Annotated in this window: 15 protein-coding genes; 11 read left to right on the top strand and 4 right to left on the bottom strand. The window is 62.4% G+C overall.

Annotation, left to right across the window (positions count from 1 at the left end):
- Positions 1 to 9 precede the first annotated feature (9 nt).
- The 7 genes from K0H48_RS11715 (at position 10) to K0H48_RS11745 (ending at position 5,926) form a co-directional block, all read left to right on the top strand.
- Positions 10 to 639 (top strand): DNA repair protein, encoded by a 630-nt coding sequence (locus K0H48_RS11715; protein ID WP_219267572.1) that lies wholly within the window; start codon positions 10 to 12, stop codon positions 637 to 639.
- Between the two features lie 19 nt (positions 640 to 658).
- Entirely contained in the window at positions 659 to 1,138 is a 480-nt protein-coding gene (locus K0H48_RS11720; protein WP_219267573.1) for a YbjN domain-containing protein, read from the top strand.
- Positions 1,135 to 2,076: a peptidylprolyl isomerase gene (locus K0H48_RS11725; RefSeq protein ID WP_219267574.1), complete on the top strand. Its 942-nt coding sequence runs from the start codon at positions 1,135 to 1,137 to the stop codon at positions 2,074 to 2,076. Before K0H48_RS11720 ends, K0H48_RS11725 begins: the two co-directional genes overlap by 4 nt.
- A gap of 53 nt (positions 2,077 to 2,129) precedes the next feature.
- Complete coding sequence (locus K0H48_RS11730) at positions 2,130 to 3,110, top strand: LysR family transcriptional regulator (RefSeq protein ID WP_219267575.1); 981 nt, start codon at positions 2,130 to 2,132, stop codon at positions 3,108 to 3,110.
- A 729-nt stretch (positions 3,111 to 3,839) separates the two neighbouring features.
- Positions 3,840 to 4,394 (top strand): histidine phosphatase family protein, encoded by a 555-nt coding sequence (locus K0H48_RS11735; protein WP_219267576.1) that lies wholly within the window; start codon positions 3,840 to 3,842, stop codon positions 4,392 to 4,394.
- Positions 4,395 to 4,439: 45 nt separating this feature from the next.
- On the top strand, positions 4,440 to 5,195 hold the full coding sequence (gene cobF, locus K0H48_RS11740; RefSeq protein WP_219267577.1) for a precorrin-6A synthase (deacetylating): 756 nt from the start codon (positions 4,440 to 4,442) through the stop codon (positions 5,193 to 5,195).
- A gap of 11 nt (positions 5,196 to 5,206) precedes the next feature.
- On the top strand, positions 5,207 to 5,926 hold the full coding sequence (locus K0H48_RS11745; RefSeq protein ID WP_219267578.1) for an alpha/beta hydrolase: 720 nt from the start codon (positions 5,207 to 5,209) through the stop codon (positions 5,924 to 5,926).
- Between the two features lie 121 nt (positions 5,927 to 6,047).
- Here K0H48_RS11745 and K0H48_RS11750 read toward each other — a convergent pair whose 3' ends face one another.
- Both K0H48_RS11750 and K0H48_RS11755 read right to left on the bottom strand, forming a co-directional pair.
- Entirely contained in the window at positions 6,048 to 6,605 is a 558-nt protein-coding gene (locus tag K0H48_RS11750; protein WP_219267579.1) for a hypothetical protein, read from the bottom strand.
- Positions 6,606 to 6,677: 72 nt separating this feature from the next.
- Positions 6,678 to 8,486 carry a monovalent cation:proton antiporter-2 (CPA2) family protein gene (locus tag K0H48_RS11755; RefSeq protein WP_138815095.1) on the bottom strand — a complete coding sequence of 603 codons (1,809 nt, stop codon included), beginning with the start codon at positions 8,484 to 8,486 and terminating at the stop codon, positions 6,678 to 6,680.
- 302 nt (positions 8,487 to 8,788) lie between these two features.
- Here K0H48_RS11755 and K0H48_RS11760 point away from each other — a divergent pair, with 302 nt between their 5' ends.
- From K0H48_RS11760 to K0H48_RS11775, 4 genes are all read left to right on the top strand, one after another.
- Positions 8,789 to 21,460 (top strand): autotransporter-associated beta strand repeat-containing protein, encoded by a 12,672-nt coding sequence (locus tag K0H48_RS11760; protein ID WP_219267580.1) that lies wholly within the window; start codon positions 8,789 to 8,791, stop codon positions 21,458 to 21,460.
- Between the two features lie 216 nt (positions 21,461 to 21,676).
- The gene (locus K0H48_RS11765; RefSeq protein ID WP_219267581.1) at positions 21,677 to 22,042 is read left to right on the top strand and encodes a type II toxin-antitoxin system RelE/ParE family toxin; all 366 of its coding nucleotides are present in this window, start codon (positions 21,677 to 21,679) and stop codon (positions 22,040 to 22,042) included.
- Complete coding sequence (locus K0H48_RS11770) at positions 22,035 to 22,340, top strand: XRE family transcriptional regulator (protein ID WP_138815098.1); 306 nt, start codon at positions 22,035 to 22,037, stop codon at positions 22,338 to 22,340. Before K0H48_RS11765 ends, K0H48_RS11770 begins: the two co-directional genes overlap by 8 nt.
- A 19-nt stretch (positions 22,341 to 22,359) precedes the next feature.
- The gene (locus K0H48_RS11775; protein WP_219267582.1) at positions 22,360 to 23,256 is read left to right on the top strand and encodes a LysR family transcriptional regulator; all 897 of its coding nucleotides are present in this window, start codon (positions 22,360 to 22,362) and stop codon (positions 23,254 to 23,256) included.
- Here the strand turns inward: K0H48_RS11775 and K0H48_RS11780 are convergent.
- A complete protein-coding gene (locus K0H48_RS11780; RefSeq protein ID WP_219267583.1) occupies positions 23,246 to 23,647 on the bottom strand; it encodes a RidA family protein in 402 nt (133 codons plus the stop codon). The genes K0H48_RS11775 and K0H48_RS11780 overlap by 11 nt on opposite strands.
- An 81-nt stretch (positions 23,648 to 23,728) precedes the next feature.
- The gene (locus K0H48_RS11785) at positions 23,729 to 24,601 is read right to left on the bottom strand and encodes an EamA family transporter (protein WP_219267584.1); all 873 of its coding nucleotides are present in this window, start codon (positions 24,599 to 24,601) and stop codon (positions 23,729 to 23,731) included.
- Positions 24,602 to 24,678: the final 77 nt, after the last annotated feature.

Here is a 24,678-nt window from a genome sequence, read left to right on the forward strand (position 1 = left end):
AGATGCCACATGAACACGCGAATCTTAGGCGGGCTGTTGCTGGTGCTGGTGGCCACGGGCGTTTCGGCCGAAGGCATGGAGGAGCGCCTGCGCACTCAACTGCGCAGCACCACCCAGCAGTTGCAGGCGCTGCAAAGTGAGCAGGCCCAGGCCAGTGCCGCGCGTATTGCCGCCGAAGCCCAGGCCAGGCAGGCCCAGGCGCAGATCAAGCAATTGAGCGCCGAGCTGGAAAAGGCCCGTGGTGCGGCCGAGCAAATGGCCGGCCAGCAGCAGAGCCTGCACAGCCAGGCGCAAGCCCAGGTGGCGGCCAGTAATGAGCAGGTCGGCAAGTTCAAGAAGGCCTATGACGAGTTGCTGGTGCTGGCCAAGGGCAAGGAAACCGAACGTGCTCGCCTGCAGGCGCAACTGAGCGAACGTGACACACAAGTGCAGCAATGTTCAGCCAAGAATCAACAGATGTACGGCGTGGCCAAGCAACTGCTGGCGGCCTACGAAAAAATCGACGTGGCCGAGGTGATGAGCATTCGCCAGCCGTTCGCCAGCAGCGCGCGGGTCAAATTCGAGGAATTGGCCCAGGGTTTTGGTGATGAGCTATACCTTAATCGGTTTGATGCTCCGCACACCGCCCTTAATCAATGATCAACAAGGAAGAGACACTATGAGCGATGTTCAACTGATCACCAGCGTCACCCCGCAAAGCCTCACCGAGCTGCTGCAGGAAGCCGGCTACCGCGTTAACCAGACCGAACAGAACGGCATCGTGCAACTGCTCAGCGCCAGCCAGGGCATCGGTTTTGCCGTACGTTTTGGCAACGCGGCGGCCGAGCAGGGCAGCTACGTGGACTTCACCTACAGCTGCGCGCTGCGGGTACAAGGTGAACTGCCCAAGGGGCTGGCCGAGGTGTGGAACGCCTCGCGGCGCTTTGCACGCCTGTCGTTGCAGGGCGAATTTTTGCTGATGGAAATGGACGTGGTAGTGGCCGGTGTGGGCGCCGCGCACCTGCGCAGCCAGCTGGAACTGTGGGACCGGTTGCTGCAGGAATTCATCGTGTACCTGCGCGAGTACAGCGAGCAAGCCGCGCAATTGCAGGCCCAGGCTGCCGCGACACCCGTGGATGAAGAGGCGCCTGTCCTGTGAAAAAACCAACCCTGCTGGTCGGCGCCGGTGCGCTGACATTGCTGGTCGTGGCGGTAGGGTTGAGTCTGCGACCGGGTGCTGACCCGGTCGCTGCTCAGCAACCGGCGCCGGGCGTGACCACCGAAGGCGCAGGCCCGGCAGTGGCGCGTCTGGGCAACCAGCAGATCGGCCTGCCTGAACTGCAAAGCGTGTTGGCCAGCTTGCCGGCCGAAACCCGCGAACAATTGCGCGGTAACCGTGGCGCGCTGGAAGCCTGGATACGTTCACGCCTGGCGCAAAAGGCCGTGCTCGAACAGGCGGATGCCCAGGGCTGGCGTCAGCGCCCGGAGGTGGAACAGCAGACCCGCGCCGCCACTGAACAGATTGTGTTCCGTGACTACATGCTGTCGGTCAGCCAAGTGCCGGAGGGCTACCCCAGCGCGGCTGAATTGCTGCAGGCCTACGACAGCGGCAAGGCCCAATGGGTGACGCCGCCGTTGTACCGGGTCAGCCAGATTTTCCTCGCCGTGAATGATCCGCAAAACCTCGACAGCGTGCGCCGTCAGGCCCAGGAACTGAGCCGCAAAGCCCAGGCTGCACCGGCTGAATTTGCCGCGCTGGCCACGCAATATTCCCAGGACCCTGGCACCGCTCAACAGGGCGGTGACTCCGGCTTGCAGCCGTTGCAGCAACTGGTGCCGGAAGTGCGCGGCGTGGTCTCGCGGCTCAAGGTCGGCGCGGTGTCGGATGCGCTGCAAAGCGCAGCAGGCTTCCATGTGCTCAAGCTGACCGGCCAGCAGCCGGCACGCACCGCCAGCCTTGATGAGCTGCGCGAACGTCTCACCCAAGCCTTGCGCGCTCAACGCCAGGAACAAATCGCCAAGGCTTACCTGGAAGGCATGCTCAATACCGCGACCTTGAGCATTGACGGTGCCGAGCTGAACAAAGTGCTGGAATAACCCCGGCCTGGCTTCGCACTGGATGCATCGACCGACACGACAGGGAGTCTCCCATGGCATATCTAGAACCGTCCGGCCCCCAGGGGGCGGCAGCTTATCGCGCGCCAAACGAGCCGCGCAGCGCCTGGCTGGCCCTGGCAGCAGAGATCGAGCCGGAGGTGGTGCGGTACTTTTTGGTCAGCGCGCGGTGTGGCTGTTTTATGCAGGCCGCGCGCAGTTTGAATATCAAGGCCACGCTGCTGCGCAAGCGCCTGGCGCAGCTGGAAGAGCAACTGCGCCGTTCACTGTTCAGCTATCAAGGCAATGGCCTGGCGCTGAGCCGTGACGGCCTGCAATTGCAAGCGCAACTGGTGAGCCTGGCCCGCGAACGGCGTGTGCCGGTGATGGTGCAACAGCCGCTGATACGCCTGGCCGTTGCCGAGCCGATCCTGCATGACGTTCTTGGCCGCGACCTGATCGCATTGTTGCGCCGCAATGCCAGTGTGCGTCTGGAGATCATCTCCATCGACAGCCAATTGTCGTTGCAGGCGGTGGATGTGGACGTGGTGTTATGGCTGTCGGATGCCGACGGGCCGGTGCCTGGGCCGAGCTTTGCAACCGAACCGCCACGGCGCCTGGCGCTTTTGCAATATTTGCCGCATATCGCCAAGCGCTATTCGCGGTTGACCACGCGCCCGGACAGTGTGGAAGACCTTGACGACTACATGCTGGTGCAATGGCAGCCGGATGTGCAGGTTGAGGCGTTGCAGCCCTGGAACAGCGTGGTTGAGCAGCGTTTGGCGGCGGTGGTGAAAGTGCAGGCTTATTCGTTGATGCTGGAGATGATTCGTTGTGGCGCGTGCATTGGCTTGCTGCCGCATTACATGGGCAGCTTTGACCGTGGGTTGGTGGCGCTGCCGGGGTTGATGGGCGAGACCATGCAGCGCCAGGTGTGGCTGGCGGTGAATGCGCAGGTGCATGATGCCGAGGCGGTGCGGATGGTGGTGGAGCTGATTGTGGGCACGTTTGAGGGGCGACGGGAGTGGTTTGATTGATGAGCTTCTGGGGGTATATCCGTTATCTCGCTATCGCTCGGCATGTCCGCAATCGGACAGTGATTTGGACCATCGTGTTTGACAGGTCGATTTCAGATAAAGATCACGATCACAAGTGCAGATCAAAAGACCGCTGACTTCGTCATCGAAAAGGATGTAAGGGCCAGAGCAACAGCAACAGCAGAGCCATACTCGGTCAACTGTGGGAGCTGGCTTGCCTGCGATAGCATCAACTCGGTGCCACTGAAAAACCGAGGTGCCTGCATCGCAGGCAAGCCAGCTCCCACAGAAAAGCAGCTCTTCAGTGAATGCAAATCCGCAGCCGATCTCATATTTAAAACTGCATGCGGTCAACTGTGGGAGCGGGCTTGCTCGCGAATACGGTGTGTCAGTCAATTCATCTGTCACTGACCCACCGCATTCGCGAGCAAGCCCGCTCCCACATTTAGACCGTGCTGCATCAGGTAGATAAGCTTTGGCTTTGCACTTGATCTGGCTCTTGCTTCAACCACCCTCCTGGTCAGCCCCAAGACCGCCTCAACATTAACGTTGTGTAGATACCTATGGCCATTGCAGGCAAGCCAGCTCCCACAGGTTTGCTCAAAAACTCAGGCGTCAAACCGCGCCCTAGCCGGGATTGAACCGGCATCCTGTTTCATGTGTGTTGTAATATATGGGGATAACTTCGCCAGTCTCCACTGACTGCGCCACGAAACAGAGTGAAGTGTGATGCAGGCCACCCGTTTGACCTTGATTTGCCACGCTGTCACGCCGCTGCAAAAGCGTGGGCGGTTTCCCGATGACGAGTCTGTGGCGATGGATTGGCAGGGCGCCGCGTTATCCCTGGCCGGGCGTTTCAAGAAAACCATGCGCCTGGCGTGCGCGCCCGAGGCCAGAACCCGTCAGACCGCGGGCCTGTTCGGTGCCGACGCGCAGATCGACAGTGCTTTGCGTGACGCTGATTTCGGCACCTGGAAAGGCCAGGCCATCGATCAGTTGGCCCCCGAGGCCTTGGCGCAGTGGGTGACTGACAGCACCGCCGCACCCCACGGCGGTGAATCAGTGGAACAGCTCTGCACGCGGGTTGGGCACTGGCTCAAATCCCTCGAAAACCACCCCGGCCATGTCGTGGCCGTCACCCACCCCTTCGTGATCCGCGCCGCGATGCTCTACGTCCTGCAATTTCCCATCTCGATGTTCTACTTGATCGACGTCGAACCGCTGTCCGCCACCGAGCTGCGCTTTAACAATGTTTGGCGCCTGCGCCTGGAAACTCACGCCTGACCCGGCGAACATGGCAAAATCCACGCCCCGCAATGAGAGCACCCCATGAAACGCATCCTGATCATCGGCATTGGCGCCGGCAACCCTGACTACATCACGATGCAGGCCGTAAAGGCACTGAACCGCACCGACGTGTTTTTCCTGATGGACAAGGGCCAGAGCAAAGACAAGCTGATCGACCTGCGCCGTGAGATCTGCGAAACCTACATCACCGCGCCCGGTTACCGCTTCGTCGAGGCCGACTGCCCCGAGCGCGTGCGCGGTGATATCGACTACACCACCGCCGTGCAGGACCTGAACCGCGACAAGCAGCAAACCTTCGAGCGCATGATCAACGAGCACATGGCCGACGGTGAAGTGGGCGCTTTCCTGGCCTGGGGCGACCCGGCGCTGTATGACAGCACCATTCGCATCCTGCAGGCGATCCTGGCCAGCGGCCGTTGTGCGTTTGAGTTCGAAGTGATCCCCGGTATCACCAGCGTGCAGGCCCTGGCAGCCCAGCATAAGGTGGCGCTCAACCGCATCGGCCGCTCCATCGAGATCACCACCGGGCGCCGGTTGGCGGCGGGGCAGGCGAGTGATGCCGACACCTTGGTGGTGATGCTCGATGCCGAGGACTCTTATCGCACTGTGGCCGACCAGGATATGGATATTTACTGGGGCGCCTACCTGGGCACGCCGGATGAAATTCTTATCAGCGGCAAAGTCAGCGAAGTGGCCGACGAAATCCAACGGGTGCGCAAGGCGGCGCGCCTGGAGAATGGCTGGATCATGGACACGTATCTGTTGCGCAAACCTTGAGGTTGATGCCCATGTTCAGATTGTTCGCCTTGGCGCTGGCGTTAGTCGCCGGTGCCGCCCACGCCGATGATGCCTTGCACACCGACTTGCCGTTGCCCTACCTGGAGCAGACGCAAAGTGACGCGCGCAATCAGCCGTTGGTGATCTTCCTGCACGGGTTTGGCAGTAACGAGGAAGATTTGTTTGGCATCAAGGACGCGTTGCCATCCACCTGGACCTATTTGTCGGCCCGCGCGCCGATGCCGGTGGACCCCAGCGGCTATCGCTGGTTTGCCAGGAAATCCGGTGAGGGTGATTACGACGGCGAGACCGCGGATTTGCAGCGCAGCGCCCAGCTGATTGAAGACTTTGTCAGCAAGGCCACGGCCAAGTACCACACCCACAGTGATCGGGTGTTTTTGGTGGGGTTCAGCCAAGGTGCGATCATGGCGTATGAAGTAGGCTTGCGAAAGCCTGCGCTGGTGCGCGGAATTGCGGCGTTGAGTGGCAGCGTGTTGCCGGTGCTCAAGGCTGAGCTCAAGCCTGATGAGTCATTGAAGCGCCTGGCGATTTTTATCGGCCATGGCACCTTGGACCAAGCGCTGCCGTATACGTCGGCCACCCGTGCCAAGGAGGTGTTGCTGGGGCTGGGGTTGAAGCCTGAGTTTCATGGGTATATGGGCATGCCGCATACCGTGAGCGAGGCTGAAATACAGGACCTCAAGGCCTGGCTGGAAAACAGTTTGAAGTGATCGTTCCCACGCTCTGCGTGGGAATGCTCCCTGTGACGCTCCGCGTCACGCCTTTTGAAAGCAGACGCGGAGCGTCCAGGGCTGCATTCCCACGCAGAGCGTGGGAACGATCGTAACCAGGTTATTTGCCGCCGGTAATCTGCTTCACCAACTCTGCATGTCCCTTCACATCATCCGCCCGCGAAATCGCCTGGATCACCAGCAAATGGTTGCCCGAACCGCCGAGGAACGTGGAGTTCAGGGTCTTGCCACCGCCCTGGGTCGCCGTGCTGTCCACCTGGCGCAGGCCCAGGCCTTTGAACGTCAGCTTCTTCTCGTTTTGCTTCTTGAAGTCGGGCAGGGCCGCGCTCTGGTCCTTGACGAAGTCAGCCACGGCGCCATCGAGGAACTGCGGGTCATTGTCCTTGATGCTTGCCCCGTCGTTATGCACGGTTTCAGCGACGATCACCACACTTTTCGTGGTCGAGTTGGCGTACAGGGTGCCTTGGGTGTCGGCGGTGCCATCCTCGACCTTACCGGTCGGCAGCGTGTCGGCGACGTAAGCCTTGGGCAGGTTGAAGGTGAACTTGCCGCCCAAGGTCGAGATGGTCTGTGTGGCAGGGGGCTTGCTCGCGGCGAAGACGCTACCGGCGCTAAGCGCAAGGGCCAGCAGGACGGCGGTCTTGGTGAAAGTGGCCATGAAGCGCTCCAGGGATGAACGAAATTGCGGCGTATTCTGTCAGAAATTTCGCAATATCGTTCACCCATAAGCTCACACCTTGTCGGACTCCTCCTCGATCCGGTCCATCTCAAACAGCCGCGCCAGTTCCGTGCGGGCTTCCTGGGCCGATTGCAATACTTTGGCCGCGTCGTCGTACACCGCATGTTGAGCGGCAAGCAACTGGTGGTCGTGGTTTTTGAATCGATCGATGCGCGCATCGGCCTGGGCCTGGCTTAAGCCGAGGCCGACCAGGGTGCGGCGGCTCATTTCCAGGCTGGAGTAGAAGGTCTCGCGCACCGGCGAGGCGTCCAGGTCGACCAGGCGATGCACGTGCTGACGGTTACGTGCGCGGGCGATGATTTTCATGTGTGGGTAGAGGCTGCGCACCAGGGCGGCGGTCTTGATGTTAATTTCCGGATCGTCCATGGCGATCACGAAAAACTCGGCCTGGTCGACCTTGGCCGCATGCAGGATTTCCGGGCGCTGCGGGTCGCCGTAGAACACCGGCATGCCGCCGAAGCTGCGAGTCAGCTCGATGGTTTCCACCGAGGTGTCGAGGGCAATGAACGAGATGTTTTGCGCGCGCAGGATTCGCGCGACGATCTGGCCCATTCGGCCCATGCCGGCAATCACCACACGCGGCGCATCGCTTTCGATGGTGCGGTATTCCTCCGGCACCTCCACGGTCTTGGCCTTGTGTTTGAACAGCTTGGGGCACACCAACAACAGCAGCGGTGTTACCGCCATCGACAAGGTGATGGTCAGCACCAGCACGTCGTAAAGGTGCGGTTCGAACAGGCCCTGGTCGCGGCCGATCTTGAACACCACAAAGGCGAACTCACCGCCTGCGGCCAGTACCACACCGAGGCGCAAGGCGCTTTCGCGATTGAGATCACCCACCATTCGACCTACCGCGTACAGCAGCGGCAGTTTTAAACCGATCAGCAGCAGGGTCAGCCCGATCACCATCAGCGGCGTGCTGAGCAGCAGGCTGAGGTTGGCGCCCATGCCCACACTGATAAAAAACAGACCCAGCAGCAGGCCCTTGAACGGCTCGATCTGGGATTCCAGTTCGTGGCGGTACTCTGAGTCGGCCAGCAGCAGCCCGGCGAGGAACGCACCGAGGGCCATGGACACACCCACTAGTTCCATCAACCAGGCGGTGCCGATTACCACCAGCAACGCGGTGGCGGTGGACACTTCGCGCAGGCCGGTCTTGGCGACAATGCGAAACACCGGACGCAGCAGGTAACGCCCGCCGATGATCACCACGGCGATGCTGCCCAGAATCTGCAGCACGTGCTGCACGCCCTGGGCTTCGGTGGTCGGGTGATCGCTGCCGGCCAGCAGCGGCACCATCGCGATCAGCGGGATCGCCGCGATGTCCTGGAACAGCAGGATGGCAAACGCCAGGCGACCGTGGGGCTGGTTGAGTTCCTTGCGTTCGGCCAGGCTTTGCAGGCCAAACGCCGTGGAGGACAGCGCCAGGCCCAGGCCCAGCACGATCGCGCTGTTCCAGGGTTGGCCAAATAGCCACAACGCCACCACGCCCATCACCACGCCGGTGAGCACCACCTGAGCCAGGCCGACGCCGAACACCGCCTTGCGCATCACCCATAAACGTTTGGGCGACAGTTCCAAGCCGATGATAAACAGCAGCAACACCACACCCAGTTCCGAAAACTGCGCCACGCTCTGCGGGTTGCCCACCAGGCCCAACACCGATGGGCCGATGATCACACCGGCAAACAAATAGCCCAGCACGGCGCCCAATTGCAGGCGCTTGGCCAAAGGCACGGTCAGCACAGCGGCGAGCAGGAACACCACGGCTGCTTGTAACAGGTTGCCTTCATGGGGCATTGAGATCTCCCAGATCTTTTAAGCGAATCGACAGGACGCTATTAGAGCGTTTTTTACATTTGGAAACTTGTATTTATGTCGCGACAGTCAATGGATGCTGGCTGTAATCCCATTCTTACGCGGCGCTTACGAAAGTATTAATACCATTTAATTCAATGACTTTTCTGTAGGTCTACTACCGTTTCGACAAATTGGATCAGTTGTCACCACGGTCAGGTATCTCGAATTCGATGCGTGTGGGTCAATCAGGTTGAGCTTCTACGCATACATGGATGAAAGGCTTGGACCACAAGGAGTTGAGCGTGGATAGAAGACTTGCTACTGCCGTTGCACCTCGTATTTCTGCGCTTTCACTTGCGATCCGCCTAGGCGTAGCGGGGCTGGTGATGGGCCTTGCAAGCCCGCAAGCGATGGCCGCCTGCACGCCCGCAATCCCCACGGCGGGCGCCACTGTGACATGCACGGGGGTGCCGTCGTTACCGCTGTTTCTGAATACCTTCTCCAGTGCGGTGAATAACCTGACGGTCAACGTCAACCCGGGCGCGCAGCTCAATGCAACGCTGGGCGGCATTGCGTTGAACCTGATCGGTAACAACACAACACTGAACAATTCCGGCACCATCGACCCGGCGCTACTCGGGCTTGTATCCGTGCTCAGTGGCGGTGTGGTGGTGGGCAATACCGCGGCCAGCACGGTGAATATCACCAACACGGCCACCGGGATCATCCGCGGTACCGGCGCATTGCTGGGGCTCAACCTGACTTCATTGGCGGGCGCGGCGCTGAACGTCACCAATGGCGTCGGGGGCACCACCAACCTCACCAACGCCGGCACCCTCGGCTCCAACGCCTTGCTGGGGCTTTCGTTGTTTGCCTCTGACACGCCAGTGGTCGCAGTGCAGGGTGGCGGCCAGGTCAACATGACCAACAGCGGTACGCTCACCGGGCGGGTTGCCTTCGAGACGTCCGCTGCGGGTAACACGTTCGTCAACACCGGGATCATTTCCGGCGGCGTGTCGATGGGTGCCAACAGCACTAACACCTTTACTGCTGTGACCGGGTCGAGCGTGTCCTCGGGTGGCGGTATTGGCCTGAGTCTCGGCGGTCTGATAGGTGTGAACCTGACGTTTGCACCCACCGGCCAGGTGGATGGCGGCGCAAACGGCAGCAACACCTTGATCCTGCAAAACCCCGGTGCCACCGGTAGCAGCGGCACCGGCACGGCGTCCAGCGCCACCTATGTCAACTTCAACAACCTGACCATCAACGGTGGCACCTGGACGCTGCAGGGGCCGTTGGTGAGCGGCAGTACAACGCTCAATGGCGGCATTTCGCAGTTCGATAACAGTGCGACGTTCGGTACTGGGGCAATCACCGCCAATGGCGGGATTATCGAGGCAACGGCCAACAACCTGACGCTGGCTAACTTGCTTACGCTGGGCACCGGCGGGTTGACGGTGCAGGGCGCCAATACCGGGCTGACCCTGGGCGGCGTGCTCTCGGGCACCGGCGGCTTGACCAAGGCGGGCACGGGGCAACTGATCCTCAATACCGCCAACACTTACACCGGTGCCACCACGCTGTCCGGCGGTTCGGTTCAGTTGGGCAATGACCTGGCACTGAGCAGCGGCGCAGTTAACGTCACGGCCGCAACGACCTTGCAGGCGCCCGGTACCGTCAACCTTGCGAACGCGCTCACCCTGACCGGCAACCTGATCACCGATGTGGCCGGTACGCTGAACCTGAACGGCACCCTTACCGGCAACGGTGGGCTTACCCAGAGTGGCGCGGGCAGCCTGACGCTCAATGGCATCAACACCGGCTTCAGCGGCGCCACCAGCCTGGGCGCCGGCACGCTGGTGCTGGGCAATAACAATGCCCTGGGCAGCGGCAACCTGAATGTGACGGGCACTGCCAGCCTGAACACCAGCGGCGCCTCGTTACTGAACAACAACGTGGTCTTGACCGGCGATCTCAGCCTGGTCAACGCCAACCCACTGACCTTGAGCGGTGTGATGTCCGGCGTTGGCGGCCTGACCAAAACCGGCGCGGGCCTGCTGACCCTGGCCGGCAACAACACCCGCACCGGCATTACGTCGCTCAATGCCGGCGGCTTGCTGCTCAGCGCCAACACTGCTCTGGGTACGGGCGCGCTGAACACGGCTGCGGGCACTTCGCTGGATACCACGACAGCGGTCACGCTCGCCAACGCTGTCAACCTGACCGGCGCCCTGACCTTGGGCGGCAGCCAGGCACTCGGCCTAGGCGGGGTGATTTCCGGCGCGGGCAGCCTGAACAAAAACGGTACCGCCGGGTTGACGCTCAGCGGCGCCAACACCTTTACCGGCGACACCAACCTCAATGCCGGCACCCTCACGCTGGGCAATAACACGGCCCTGGGGGTTGGCGGCACCTTGAACACCGCTGACAACACCACCTTGGATTCCAGCGCAGCCTTGATCGTCAACCATGCGCTGAACCTGACCGGCAACCTGAATATTGCCGGTAGCAATAACCTCGGCCTCACTGGCGTCGTCGGCGGCACCGGCGGCCTCACCAAGACCGGCGCCGCGACGTTGAACCTCAACGGCGTGAATACCTTCCAGGGCGGTACCACGCTCAGTGCCGGCACCTTGAGCGTTGGCAACAGCGGCGCGCTGGGCACTGGTGCATTGAATGTGACCGGCGCTGCGGCGCTGGACAACGGCGGTGGGGTCAACCTGGCCAATGCCATCGACCTGGGCGCCAACCTGGCCCTGGTCGGCACCAACCCACTGACATTGAGCGGCGTGATCAGCGGTACTTCGGCGCTGATCAAAAACGGCGTGGCCAATGTGGTGCTCGGTGCCGCCAACACCTATCAAGGCGGCACGCTGTTGAACGCCGGCGGCCTCACGCTGGGCAACGCTGCGGCACTGGGCACTGGCGCACTGACCGTGGCGGGCGCGGGCAGCCTGGACAGTACTGCGGCGCTGAGCCTTAACAACGCAATTACCCTGAATGCCAACCTGACGGCGGGCGGCGCGAATGCGCTGACCCTCGGCGGGGTCCTCAGCGGTGCAGCCGGCCTGATTAAAAACGGTGCGGCCGACCTTGTGCTTAACGGTGCCAATACCTACACCGGCCCCACTGCGCTGAATATCGGGACGCTGGTGGTCGGGTCTGACACGGCAATCGGCACCGGCGCATTGAACGCGGCGGCAGGCACCACGTTGCAAAGCGGTGCAGCGGTGAGCCTGGGCAACAACGTCAATCTGGGTGGCAACCTGACCATCGCCGGTGTGAATCCACTGACCCTGGGCGGCACGGTGGCCGGCGTCGGCGGCCTGATCAAAAACGGCACGGGCGACCTGGTGCTCAACCACGCGAACACCTACCTGGGCAACACGGCGTTGAATACCGGCAAGCTGGTGGTGGGGGCGAGCGGCGCGCTGGGCGCCGGGGCCTTGAATGCGGCAGGCGGGACCACGCTGGATGCCAACGCCGCTGCCACGTTGAACAACGCAGTCAACCTGGCCGGCAACCTGGGCATCGGCGGCACCGCCGACCTGACGCTGGCCGGTACGGTCAATGGCGCTGGCAGCCTGACTAAAAACGGCGCGGCCAACCTGTTACTCAACGGCCCCAACAATTTCCTCGGGGGCACCACGCTCAATGCTGGCACCCTCACGGCCGGCTCCAACTCAGCCCTGGGTCTGGGTAACTTGACCGTTGGCGGCGCGTCGACGCTGGACACCAGCGCGGCATTCAACCTGGGCAATAACGTTGTGCTCAACGCCGGGTTGACCGTAGGCGGTACCAATAACCTGACCCTGGCGGGTGTGCTCAGTGGGGCTGGGCCGCTGAGCAAAAATGGCCTGGCCAACCTGACCCTCAACGGCAACAACACCTTCAGCGGCGGCACCACCCTCAATGCCGGGTCCTTGACCCTGGGCAACGCCAATGGCCTGGGCAGCGGTGCCTTGACCGTCGGCGGCGCGGCGACCCTGGACAACAGCGCGTCGTTTGGCCTCGGCAATGCCATTGCGCTGAACGCTGACCTCACAGTCGCCGGCAACAACGACCTGAGCCTGAACGGCGTGGTCAGTGGCGCTGGCACCCTGATCAAAAATGGCTTGTCCGACCTGGCCCTGGTCGGCAACAACACCTTCACCGGCGCCGTAGACGTGGTCTCCGGCAGCCTGACGCTGCTCAACGCCAATGCCTTGGGCAGCACTTCCGGGGTTAACGTAAGTGCAGGTGCCGGGGTCAACCTGGCCGCCGACGTCAGCCTGGCCGGCTTGAGCGGCAGCGGTGGCGTGCAACTGAGTGGCGCCAACACCTTGACCGTCGGTGGGGTCAACACCTCCAGTACGTTTGATGGTGACTTGAGTGGTACGGGCGGGCTGATCAAGGTCGGCACCGGCACCCTCAACCTTACTGGTATCAATGGCGTCACTGGCAACACGGCGATCAACGCAGGCACCTTGAACCTCAGCGGCTCCCTGGCCAGCGCCCAGGTCAACGTCAACAACGGCGGCACGCTGACCGGTACCGGTTCGCTGCTGGGCGCGTTGAATGTCAACAACGGCGGCCATCTGGCGTTGAGCAGCGGCAATACCTTGTCGGCCGGCGCGCTGAACATGGTCGCCGGTGGCAACCTGGATGTTGCCCTCGGTGCGCCATCCCTCACGTCCTTGCTCAATGTCGGCGGTAACGTGGCGCTAGCCGGCAACCTGAACGTCACCGATGCCGGTGGTTTTGGCGCGGGCACCTATCGCCTGATCAACTACACCGGCGGCCTGACCGGTGCGCTGACCGTTGCCGGTGTTCCCGTGGGTTATGGCCTGGGCGATCTGCTGGTACAAACCTCGGTCGGCAACCAGGTCAATCTGGTGGTCTCGGCGCCCAATATCCGCTTCTGGGACGGCAGCCAAGCTGTCGCCAATGGCGTGGTGGATGGCGGCACTGGCATCTGGACCGCCGGCGGTACCAACTGGACGTCCGCCGATGGCCTGACCAACTCACCTTGGGCCAGCGGTTTTGCGGTGTTCACCGGTGCTGCCGGTACGGTCACTGTGCAAGGCCCGCAAGCCTTTACCGGTCTTCAGTTTGCGACCGATGGCTACAACCTGGTCAGCGGCGCAGGCGGGCAGTTGACTGCAATCAATGGCGGCAGTGGCAATGTATCGATGCGTGTAGATCCGGGCGCAACCGCGACCATTGGCGTCAATATCGATGGCGCCGGCACCCTCAACAAGCTCGACACCGGCACCCTGGTGCTCAACGGCACCAACACCTACACCGGCGGCACCTTGCTCAATGGCGGTACGCTTATCGTCGGTAGCAATACCGCACTGGGCGGCGGCCTGTTGACCACAGCGGCCGGGACGACACTGGACAGTAATGCCGCGGTTACGTTGGGCAATGCGGTGCTGTTGAACGGCGACACCACTGTCGCGGGCAGCAACGCACTGACCCTTAATGGCGGGATCAGCGGCGCTGGCGGCCTGATCAAAAACGGCGCGGCCACTTTGACCCTGGGCGCAAATAACACCTTCCTGGGGCCGGTGGCCCTGAACGCAGGTGGGCTGATCCTGGCCGCCAACAATGCCTTGGGCGCTGGCGCTTTGAATGCAGCAGGCGGCACGACGCTGGATGCCAGCACGGCGGTCACGGTTAATAACGCGATTGGTCTTGGCGGCAACCTGAGTGTCGGCGGCACGGCCGACCTGACCCTCGGCGGCGCGATCACGGGCGCAGGCAGCCTGACAAAAAATGGCGCAGCCAACCTGATCCTCAATGGCGCCAATACCTACCTCGGCGGCATGACGCTGAACGCGGGTACCTTGACCCTGGGCAACAACCTCGCGCTGGGCCTGGGCAACCTGACGGTGGCTGGCGCGTCGACGCTGGATAACAGCAGCGCGCTGAGCATCGGCAATGGTGCTGTGCTGAATGCGGCCTTGACGGTGGCAGGCAACAATGACCTGACTCTCGGCGGCGTGCTCACCGGCACTGGCACGCTGATCAAGGACGGCGCTGCCAACCTGACCCTCAATGGCCCCAACGTCTACAGCGGCGGCACGACCCTCAATGCAGGTACCTTGACCCTGGGCACCGCGACAGCGCTCGGGACGGGCGCCTTGACGGTGGGCGGTGCGGCCAACCTTAGCAATGGCACGCCACTGGTGCTGGCCAATGCGGTCAACCTCAACGCCAACCTGACGGTGGGCAGCCTGAATAACAACCTGACGCTGGCCGGTGTGGTGGGAGGGAGCGCCAACCTGATCAAAACCGGCACTGGCGACCTGGCCCTGACCGGTAACAACACCTTCTCCGGCCTGTTCGATGTGCAAGCCGGCAGCCTGACCACCGTGGGCAATGGCGCGCTGGGCGCAGGCGCCGGGGTCAACCTGGGCAGCGGTACGCAGTTGAACCTCGGCGGCTCGGCCAGCCTGGGTGAGCTCACCGGCAACGGCGTCGCCGTAGTCGGCACCGGCAGCACCTTGAGTGTCGGCAGCAATAACCTCGACAGCACCTTTGGCGGCGTACTCGCCGGGCTGGGCGGTCTCAACAAAATCGGCAGTGGCGCCTTGACCCTCGGCGGCCTCAGCGTGTTGACCGGCGACACCCAGGTCAACGCCGGCAGCCTGCTGGTCAACGGCTCGCTGGCCAGTGTGAACGTGGGCGTGGCCAGCGGTGCCACCCTCGGCGGCACCGGCAGTGTGCTGGGCAGTGTGAACATTGCCGACGGCGGCCACCTGGCGGTCAACTCGGGCAATACCCTGACGCTCGGCTCCCTGGTACTCAATGCCAACTCCAACCTCGATGCCGGGCTCGGCGCGCCGTCTACCGGCGGTACGGCCTTGATTCATGTGGGCGGTAACCTGACCCTGGACGGCACGTTGAATGTCAGCGATATCGGTGGCTTCGGCCCCGGTATCTACCGCTTGATCGACTACACCGGCGGCCTGACCAATAACGGCCTGCAACTGGGCAGCCTGCCGGTGAATATCCCGGCCACCGACCTCGACCTGCAAACAGCGATCGGCAACCAGATCAACCTGCTGGTCAACGGCAACACCACCGTACAGTTCTGGGACGGCAGCCAGACCGCCGGGAACGGCAGCATCGAGGGCGGCAGCGGTACCTGGACAAGCGGCGCCACCAACTGGACTGGCGTCAACGGTTCATTCAACGCCGCCTGGGCGCCAAACAGCTTTGCGGTCTTCCAAGGCGCTGCTGGTACTGTCACCGTCGACGGCGCCCAAGCGATTACCGGCCTGCAATTCGTCACTGACGGCTACAACGTGGTCGGCGGCACGGCGGGGGCCTTGACCTTGTTCAACGGCACCGGCGGCAACACCGCCGTGCGCGTTGACCCGAATGCCACCGCCACCCTGGGCGTCACCCTCAATGGCGGCGGCACCCTGGCCAAGCTGGATGCGGGCACCTTGGTGCTCAATGGCGCCAACACCTACACCGGCGGCACCGCACTCAATGGCGGTACGTTGGTGGTCGGCAACAACAGCGCGTTGGGCAGCGGTGCGTTGACCACGTCCAATGGCACCACGCTGGACAGCAATACCGCTGTCAGCCTGGCCAATGCTGTGAACGTCAACGGCACGCTGACGGTCGGCGGCAGCAATGCGCTGACCCTGGCCGGCACCGTGGCCGGCACCGGCAGCCTGATCAAAAACGGCATCGCCAGCCTGACCTTGAGCGGCAACAACACCTATGCAGGGCCGACTGCGTTGAATGCTGGCGGGCTGATCCTGGCTTCCAACACGGCGCTGGGCACCGGCGCGCTGAATGCGGCAGCCGGCACCACACTGGATACCAGCAGTGCAGTCACCCTGGCCAATGCCGTGAACCTGGCAGGCAACCTGGGCATTCTCGGCGGCGCCGACCTGACCCTTGATGGGTTGGTCACCGGTGCTGGCAGCCTGACTAAAAGTGGGGCGGGCAACCTGACACTCAACGGCAGCAATGCCTACCTGGGTGGTACGCAGTTGAACGCGGGTGGCTTGGTGCTGGGCAATGGTTCGGCACTTGGCACCGGCGGCCTGGCCGTCAATGGTGCAGCGACGCTGGACACCAGTGCCGCAGTGGTGCTGGCCAATAACACCACGCTCAATGCTGCGCTGACCGTCCTGGGCAGCAACGACCTGGCGCTTGGCGGTGTGGTCGATGGCACCGGTTCGCTGGTCAAGAATGGCACTGCCAACCTGACTCTCAACGGCGCTAATACCTACAGCGGCGGCACCACCCTCGCGGCCGGTACGTTGACGGTCGGCAATGCCACGGGCCTGGGTTCCGGCGCCGTGACCGTCACTGGCGCAAGTACGTTGGACAACAACGTGCCGCTGGTACTGGCGAACGCTGTCAACCTGAACGCCGACCTCAGTGTGGCCGGTAACAACAACCTGGCCCTGGCCGGTGTGCTGGCGGGCAATGCGGCGCTGATCAAAAATGGCGCGGCAGACTTGCTGCTCAGCGGTAACAACACCTTCACCGGCCCACTCAATGTGCTCGGCGGCAGTGTGACCACCATGGGCAACGGCGCGCTGGGCAACACCTCCGGCGTCAACGTCGGCAGCGGTGCCAGCCTCAACCTGGGTGGCAATGCCGGCCTCAATACCTTGGCCGGCAACGGTGCTGTTCAAGTCGCGGGCGGCAGCACGCTGGCAGTGGGTGGCAGCAACCTCGACAACACCTTCGCAGGCACGCTCAGCGGTGCCGGTAACCTGGATAAAAACGGCAGCGGTGTGCTCAACCTGAGCGGCACCAATGGCATCAGTGGCGCCGCCAACGTCAATGGCGGCACCTTGAATGTCGGCGGCTCGCTGGCCAGCGGCACAGTAGCGGTCAATACCGGCGCGACGCTGACCGGCAGCGGTTCGCTGGCGGGCGCGGTAACAGTGGCCGATGGCGGGCATATCGGCCTGACCTCCGGCAGCACGCTGTCGGTAGGCTCGCTAGTGCTGGGCAATAACGCCAACCTGGATGTCGGCCTCGGTGTGCCGGTGGTAGGCGGTGGCAGCGGGCTGCTGAATGTCGGCGGCGATCTGACCTTGGGCGGTAAGCTTAATGTCACTGATATCGGCGGCTTTGGCAGCGGCGTCTACAACATCATCAACTACGGCGGGGCACTCACCAATAACGGCCTGGCCCTCGGCACGTTGCCGGGCAGTGTGATTCCGGGTGATGTGCAAGTGCAGACGGCCATCAGCAACAAGGTCAACCTGCTGGTGACTGCGCCCAACACCACCGTGCAGTTCTGGGACGGCGCCAACCTGATCGGCAACGGCGCCATCGACGGCGGCAACGGCACCTGGGGTACGGGCGCCACCAACTGGACCAACGTTGACGGCACCCTGAACCAGAACTGGAACAACAGCTTTGCAGTGTTCCAGGGCACAGCGGGCAACGTGACGGTTGACGGTACGCAAAACATCACCGGCCTGCAGTTCGTCACCGATGGCTACAACCTGGCCTCGGGCACGGCAGGCGTGCTCAACCTGGTGAATGGCGGCACCGGCAACACGGCGATCCGTGTCGACCCGAACGCCACCGCTACCTTGGGCGTCACCCTCGGCGGCGCCGGCACCCTGGCCAAACTCGACACTGGCACCTTGGTGCTTAACGGCACCAACACCTATACCGGCGGCACCGCGCTGAATGGCGGTACGCTGGTAGTCGGCAATAACAGCGCGCTGGGCAGTGGTGCACTGACGGCGGCCGACGGCACCACTCTGGACAGCAACGCGGCCGTCACACTTGGCAACGCGGCGGTACTCAATGGTGCGCTCGTCATCGGCGGCAGCAATGCGCTGACGCTTAACGGTGGTATCAGCGGCAATGGCAGCCTGCTGAAAAAAGGCGCGGCAACCCTGACCCTCAACGGCGCCAACACCTACAGCGGTGGCACCGGCCTGAATGCCGGTCAACTGATCCTGGGCAATAACGCCGCACTGGGCAGCGGCGCACTCACTGTGGGCGGCGCTGCGGCGCTGGATGGCAGCACCGACCTGCAACTGGCCAACGCGATCAGCCTGGGCGGCCCGCTGACCCTGGCCGGCAGCCATGACCTGGCCCTCAACGGCGTGCTCAGCGGCACCGGCAGCCTGGTGAAAAACGGCAACGGCGCGCTGCTGTTGACCGGCGCCAACACCTACAGCGGCGGCACCACTCTTAACGGCGGCACCACCACCGGCAACACCAACAGCCTGCAAGGCGCGATTGCCAACAATGCTGCCCTGACCTTCGAACAGGGCACCGATGGCACCTACACCGGTAACCTCACCGGCGCAGGCGTGCTGAATAAAACCGGCACCGGCGCGTTGCTGTTGAGCGGCAATAACACCTTCACCGGCAACACCAACGTCAACGCCGGCAGCCTGCTGGTCAACGGCAGCTTGAACAGCGCAGCGGTGCAGGTGGCCAGCGGCGCAACCCTCGGCGGCAGCGGCAGCCTGGGCGGCGCGGTGACGATGGCCGATGGCTCGACCCTCAAGGCAGGTGCGGCAACACCTCTGTCGGTGGGTTCGCTGGCGTTGTCGTCGGGTACCGCCCTGGACTTCGCCCTCGGCGCACCCGGCGCGTCCACCACGGCGGTGAATGTGGCGGGTAACCTGACCCTCGACGGCACCCTAAACGTTACCGATGCCGGTGGCTTTGGCCTCGGCGTTTATCAACTGTTCCGCTACGGCGGCGCCTTGACCGACAACGGCCTGACCCTCGGCTCGCTGCCGGTCGGCCTGGGCAACCTGAGCCTGCAAACGGCGCTGGCCAACCAACTGAACCTGCTGGTGCAAACCACGCCAGGGCAAATCCAGTTCTGGAACGGCGGCACCACCAACCCGGACGGCACCATCACTGGCGGCAGCGGCACCTGGGGCCCAGGCGTCAACTGGACCGATCCAACCGGCACCCAGGGCCAGGTGTCGAACAACCAGTTCGCCGTGTTCGGCGGGCAGGGCGGTACGGTCACCGTGGTCGGTAATCAAGGCTTTACTGGCCTGCAATTCCTTGACCCTGGTTACACGTTGACAGCAGGCGCTGGTGGCACGCTGTCTCCAACCGGTACCGCAGTGGTGCGTGTCAATTCGGGCGTCACTACCGAAGTGGCCGCGCCAATCGTGGGGGCCGGGGCGATCAACAAACTTGATGCCGGCACCTTGCTGTTGACCGGCGCCAACACCTACTCCGGTGGCACGACCGTCAGTGGCGGTACGCTGGCCGGTAACACGCTGAGCTTGCAGGGTCGCATCCTCAACAATGCGCAGCTGCTGTTTGTGCAACCCACTAACGGCACCTTTAATGGCGTATTGAGCGGAGCCGGCAACATCACCAAACAAGGCGCAGGCGCGTTGTTGCTGACCGGCAATCAGCCGTTCAGCGGCACCGTGGCGGTGGACCAGGGCGTACTGCAAGTCGGCAACGCGGCCAACCCAGGCACGGTGTTCGGTGGGCAGGTGAGCGTCGCCAACGGCGCGGGCCTGACCGGCAACGGCAGCGTCGGCGCGTTGGTCAACAACGGCAGCGTCACACCTGATAACGGCAAGCTGACGGTGGCCGGTAACTTCACTAACGGCAGTACCGGTGCGCTGAATCTGGTGATCACGCCTTCGGTGACCAGTTCCCTGGCGGTGGGTGGGACGGCGAACCTGGGTGGCAGCCTGAATGTGGTCAACCTGGCGCCGTACGCCGGCCCGGCTACCTACACGCTGCTCACGGCGGGCGCGGTGAACGGCACCTTCAGCACCACCAACCTGGAGAACCTGGCATTCCTCAATACCGCGTTGAACTACAGCCCGACTCAGGTGGCGCTGGCGGTTAGCCGCAACAACGTCAGCTACGCCAGCGTGGCTGCTACCGGTAACCAACGTGGCGTGGCCGCCGCGTTGGACAGCGGTGCTGCGGTAGGCGGCGCGGCGGTGCAGAATGCGCTGCTCAACTCCGATGCCGCCGGGGCGCGTGCCGCCTTCGACAGCTTGTCCGGAGAGATTCACGCCAGCACCGCCAGCGCCATGCTTGAAGACTCACGTTACGTGCGGGACGCCGTCAACGAGCGCCTGCGCCAACCGGGCTGCTACCGCGAAGACGACCCACGCAACAGCCTGGCACCCAGCGAGAACCGCCTGAGCAGCGCCGGTTGCCACGGCGAGATGGTCGGCTGGATGCGCGTACTGGGCACCTGGGGTCACATGGGCGGCGACAGCAACACCGCCAAGCTGGACCGCAACCTCGGCGGCTTCCTGCTCGGCACCGATAAACAAGTGGATGACGCCTGGCGCGTCGGTGTGGCCGCCGGCTACACCCGCAGCGACCTGGACGCCAAGCGCCGCAGCTCCAGCGCCGACGTCGACAGCTACCACTTGATGGCCTACACCGCGTACCAACAGGAAGCCTTCGCCGCTCGCATGGGCGTGGCGTACAGCTGGCACGACATCGAAAGCAAACGCGACGTGGCCGTAGGCGGCGTGGGCCAACGCCTCAAAGCCGACTACAAAGCGCGCAGCGCACAAGTGTTCGGTGAAGTGGGCTACACCATTGAAACCGGCAAGGTGGTAGTAGAACCGTTCGCCGGCCTGGCCTACGTCAACTACGACAGCGACACCCTCAAGGAAAAAGGCGGCTCGGCGGCCCTGCGCGGCGATGCCGATCAGGACGTGACCTTCTCGACCCTGGGCGTGCGTATCGGCCAGACCATCACCCTGGGCAACGGCTCGAAAATCACCCCACGGGGCAGCATCGGCTGGCGTCATGCCTTTGGCGACACCAAGCCGGATGCCGACCTGAGCTTTGTCAACGGCGGCGCATCGTTCAGCACCCAAGGTGTGCCGATCGCCAAGGACAGCGCGGTGGTGGAAGCAGGCCTGGACTACCAGATCAGTCAGAACGGCAAGTTGGGCCTGGGCTATTCCGGCCAGCTGTCGCGCAACGATAAGGACCATGCGATGACGATCAGCTTCTCCCTCGGTTTCTGATCAAAGCCGAGTACTTTTAACCGCCCGAAAGGGCGGTTTTTTTTGGGGAAATATTTCTTAACGCTATTCGATCTTTTGCGCAGGTGGCCGGGTTGTTGCCCTGCGTCTGGTCAGAAGGATGTACAAACAATTTCGCCTGGAACCCGACTGGCAATACTGCCTTGTCCGAATCTAAAGTATGCCCTTGAGTTTATATTCCTTAGGTGGCATATTCGCATGGACTGGGACATTGAATACACGGATGAATTCGCAGAATGGTGGGATGAACTGAGCGCAAAGGAACAAGTCTCTGTGTCTGCCAGCGTTGATCTGCTGGGGCTTTTCGGGCCTGGCCTGGGCTTCCCCCACACCAGTGATATCAAGGGCTCCCGGCATGGCAACCTGCGGGAACTGCGGGTCAAGCATGCCGGCCGGCCCTATCGAGTGTTGTATGCATTTGATCCCAGGCGCTGCGCTGTCCTGCTGATCGGCGGCGATAAAGCCGCCGACTCCAGGTGGTACGAGGTACATGTGCCCTTGGCCGAAAATGTGTACGACATCCATTTGCAAACATTGCGTAAAGAGGCCCGTAACCATGGCTAAAAAATTCGCTGAACTTCAAGCGCGCATGACCCCAGAGTCGCGTGCCGAGGCCGAGCTACTGTTCCGCCAGCACCTCAAGGAAATGCCCCTGCACGAGCTGCGCAAAGCCCAACAGCTGAGCCAGGAAAGCCTGGCCAAGGCGCTGAATATCAACCAAGCGGCGGTTTCCAAGATGGAGCGACGTACCGACATGTACATCAGCACGCTGCGTGACTACATTCGGGCGATGGGCGGTGAGCTGGAAATCATCGCGACGTTCCCGGATGGCCAGGTCAAGATCGACAACTTCGCTCACTAAGTCACAGTGGACCACCCCGATGAATCAGCTCCTGGCCATGCGCGCCTTCGTCCGTGTTGTCGACACCGGTTCATTCAGCCGTGCATCCGACCAGTTGGCGCTGCCACGCTCCACCGTCAGCAAACTCATCACTGACCTGGAAAAACACCTGGGCACCCAGCTGATGCACCGTACCACCCGCGCCCTGGCGCCCACGCTTGAAGGGCTGGAGTATTACCGCCATGCGCGACGGCTGGTGGCTGAGCTGGATGAAGTGGACAGCGCCGCACGCGGGCAGATCCTAAGGCCCGGTGGGCACCTGCGCGTGGACGCACCGGCCTCGTTTGCCAACTGCCTGCTGATTCCGGCGCTGGTGGACTTTCATCGTGAGTACCCCGATATCACCATCGCCTTGGGCATCAGCGACCGTGCGGTGAATATCGTCGGGGAGGGCGCCGATTGCGTGATTCGTGCCGGCAAGCTGGAAGACATGGGGATGATCGGGCGCAAGGTGGCCGACCTTGAATACTTGACCTGTGCGGCACCCAGTTACGTGGCGCGCCAGGGCCTGCCGGGTTCGCCCGAAGACCTTGTAAACAACCACCTCAGGGTCGGCTATTTTTTTGCTGGATCGGGCAAGCCGGAGCCGCTGATTTTTGAGCAGGGCCAGCAACGTTTCGAGGTCAACGACTGCGCCTTTTCGACTAACGAAGGCAACGGCCTCAAGGAAATGCTGCTCGCGGGCCTTGGTGTGGGGCAGCACTTCAAGTCGATCGTGCAGTATTACCTCGACACCGGCCAGTTGGTTGAGGTGCTGCCGGGTTGGTCACGCCCGGCCACGCCTTTGCATATCCTCTACCCACCCAACCGCCATCAAAGTGCACGGCTCAAGGTGTTTACCGAGTGGGTGATCCGCACGTTTGGGGTCACGGAATAATCGCGGTGACGCGGATCTCCACGCGCATGGTTGGCAGCCCCAGGGCCTCGACGCCGACTTGGGTCCAGATCGGCGCATGGTTGGGCATGTAGCGCCGGTATTGCTGCACCATTGCTTCGTTGACCTCAGGTGCAAACCCGCCCACATGGTAGGAGTTGACGTGTATCACATGCTCCCAACCCGCGCCGGCGGTGGTCAGGGTACGTTCCAGGTTGTGAAAAGCCTGGGCGATTTCTTCGCTGAGATCGGCGGGGATCTGCAACTCATCGTCCCAGCCACCCTGGCCTGATGTTTCTACGCGGTTGCCGATTTTCACTGCTTGGGAATAGTGCAGGCGTTCGCGCATTGTGTCGCCATAGCCTGGGGTGACGAAAAATTCGGGCATGCTCATGGTATTTCCTCGGTTGAGTACAAGACCCGACGGATGCTAATAGAGTGAATACACGAACAAAATCCCGAGTTTTTGCCATGACTATCTACCGGTATGCACAATCGGTTTGCGATAGAGCCCGACTGCCAAGCCGCTGATAATCACTGCGATAAAGACCAGGTTCGCGGTGCCAACGCGTTCGCCCAGTATCAACATCGAACTGGCAATGCCGAACACCGGAATCAACAGCGACAGCGGCGCTACCGTGGACACCGGGTACGCCTTGAGCAACGTGTTCCAGCCCCAGTAGGCAAAGTGCGTGGCCAGGTAAACCTGAAACAGCAGCGACCACACGGCCGTGAGGTCAAGGTTGGCGGGCAGGCTTACAAACGCCGCATCGCCGTGTACCCACCAGGCCATCAGGAACAGCGGGATGGGCGGAAACAGGCTGGCCCAGACCATGAAGGAAAAGATTTCTTTAACCTCGGATGTCTTGATGATGACGTTGCCGATACTCCACGCCAGTGCGCTGAACACAATCATCAGCACGCCGAGCACGGCGTGTTCGCCTTGCTGGTTGGCGATGATTCCGGCTAATCCCATCAAGGCCAAAAAGGCCCCGGCCCACTGCGCGCCGCGAATTTTCTCCTTGAACAACACACAGCCCCAACCCAGGGTGAAAAACACGCTGAGTTGGATGAGCAAAGAGGCAATCCCCGGGCTCACCCCAAGCTGGATGCCATAGTTGATCACACCCCACATACCCAGGCCGAAGATGACGCCGTAAGCCGCCACATAAGCGAATGGCACGGCGGGTCGCTTGGTGAAGAACACCCACGGCAAGGCGGCGAGGGCAAAGCGCAGGCCGGTGAGTACAAACGGGTCGATGGCCCGCAAGCCCAGTTTGGTAATGGGAAAATTCAGCCCCCAGGCCAGCGTGACCACGAGGGCAAGTGCCAGGTGTTTCTTATGCATGGACGTTCCTTTGAACCCGTTGCTTCAAAGGGGTGAATGCTAGGGCTCAGGCGAATGGCCCGCTTGCTATGTCAGGT

Origin of the sequence: Pseudomonas sp. Xaverov 259, assembly GCF_019352915.1 — a bacterium.
In the GTDB taxonomy this organism is placed as follows: domain Bacteria; phylum Pseudomonadota; class Gammaproteobacteria; order Pseudomonadales; family Pseudomonadaceae; genus Aquipseudomonas.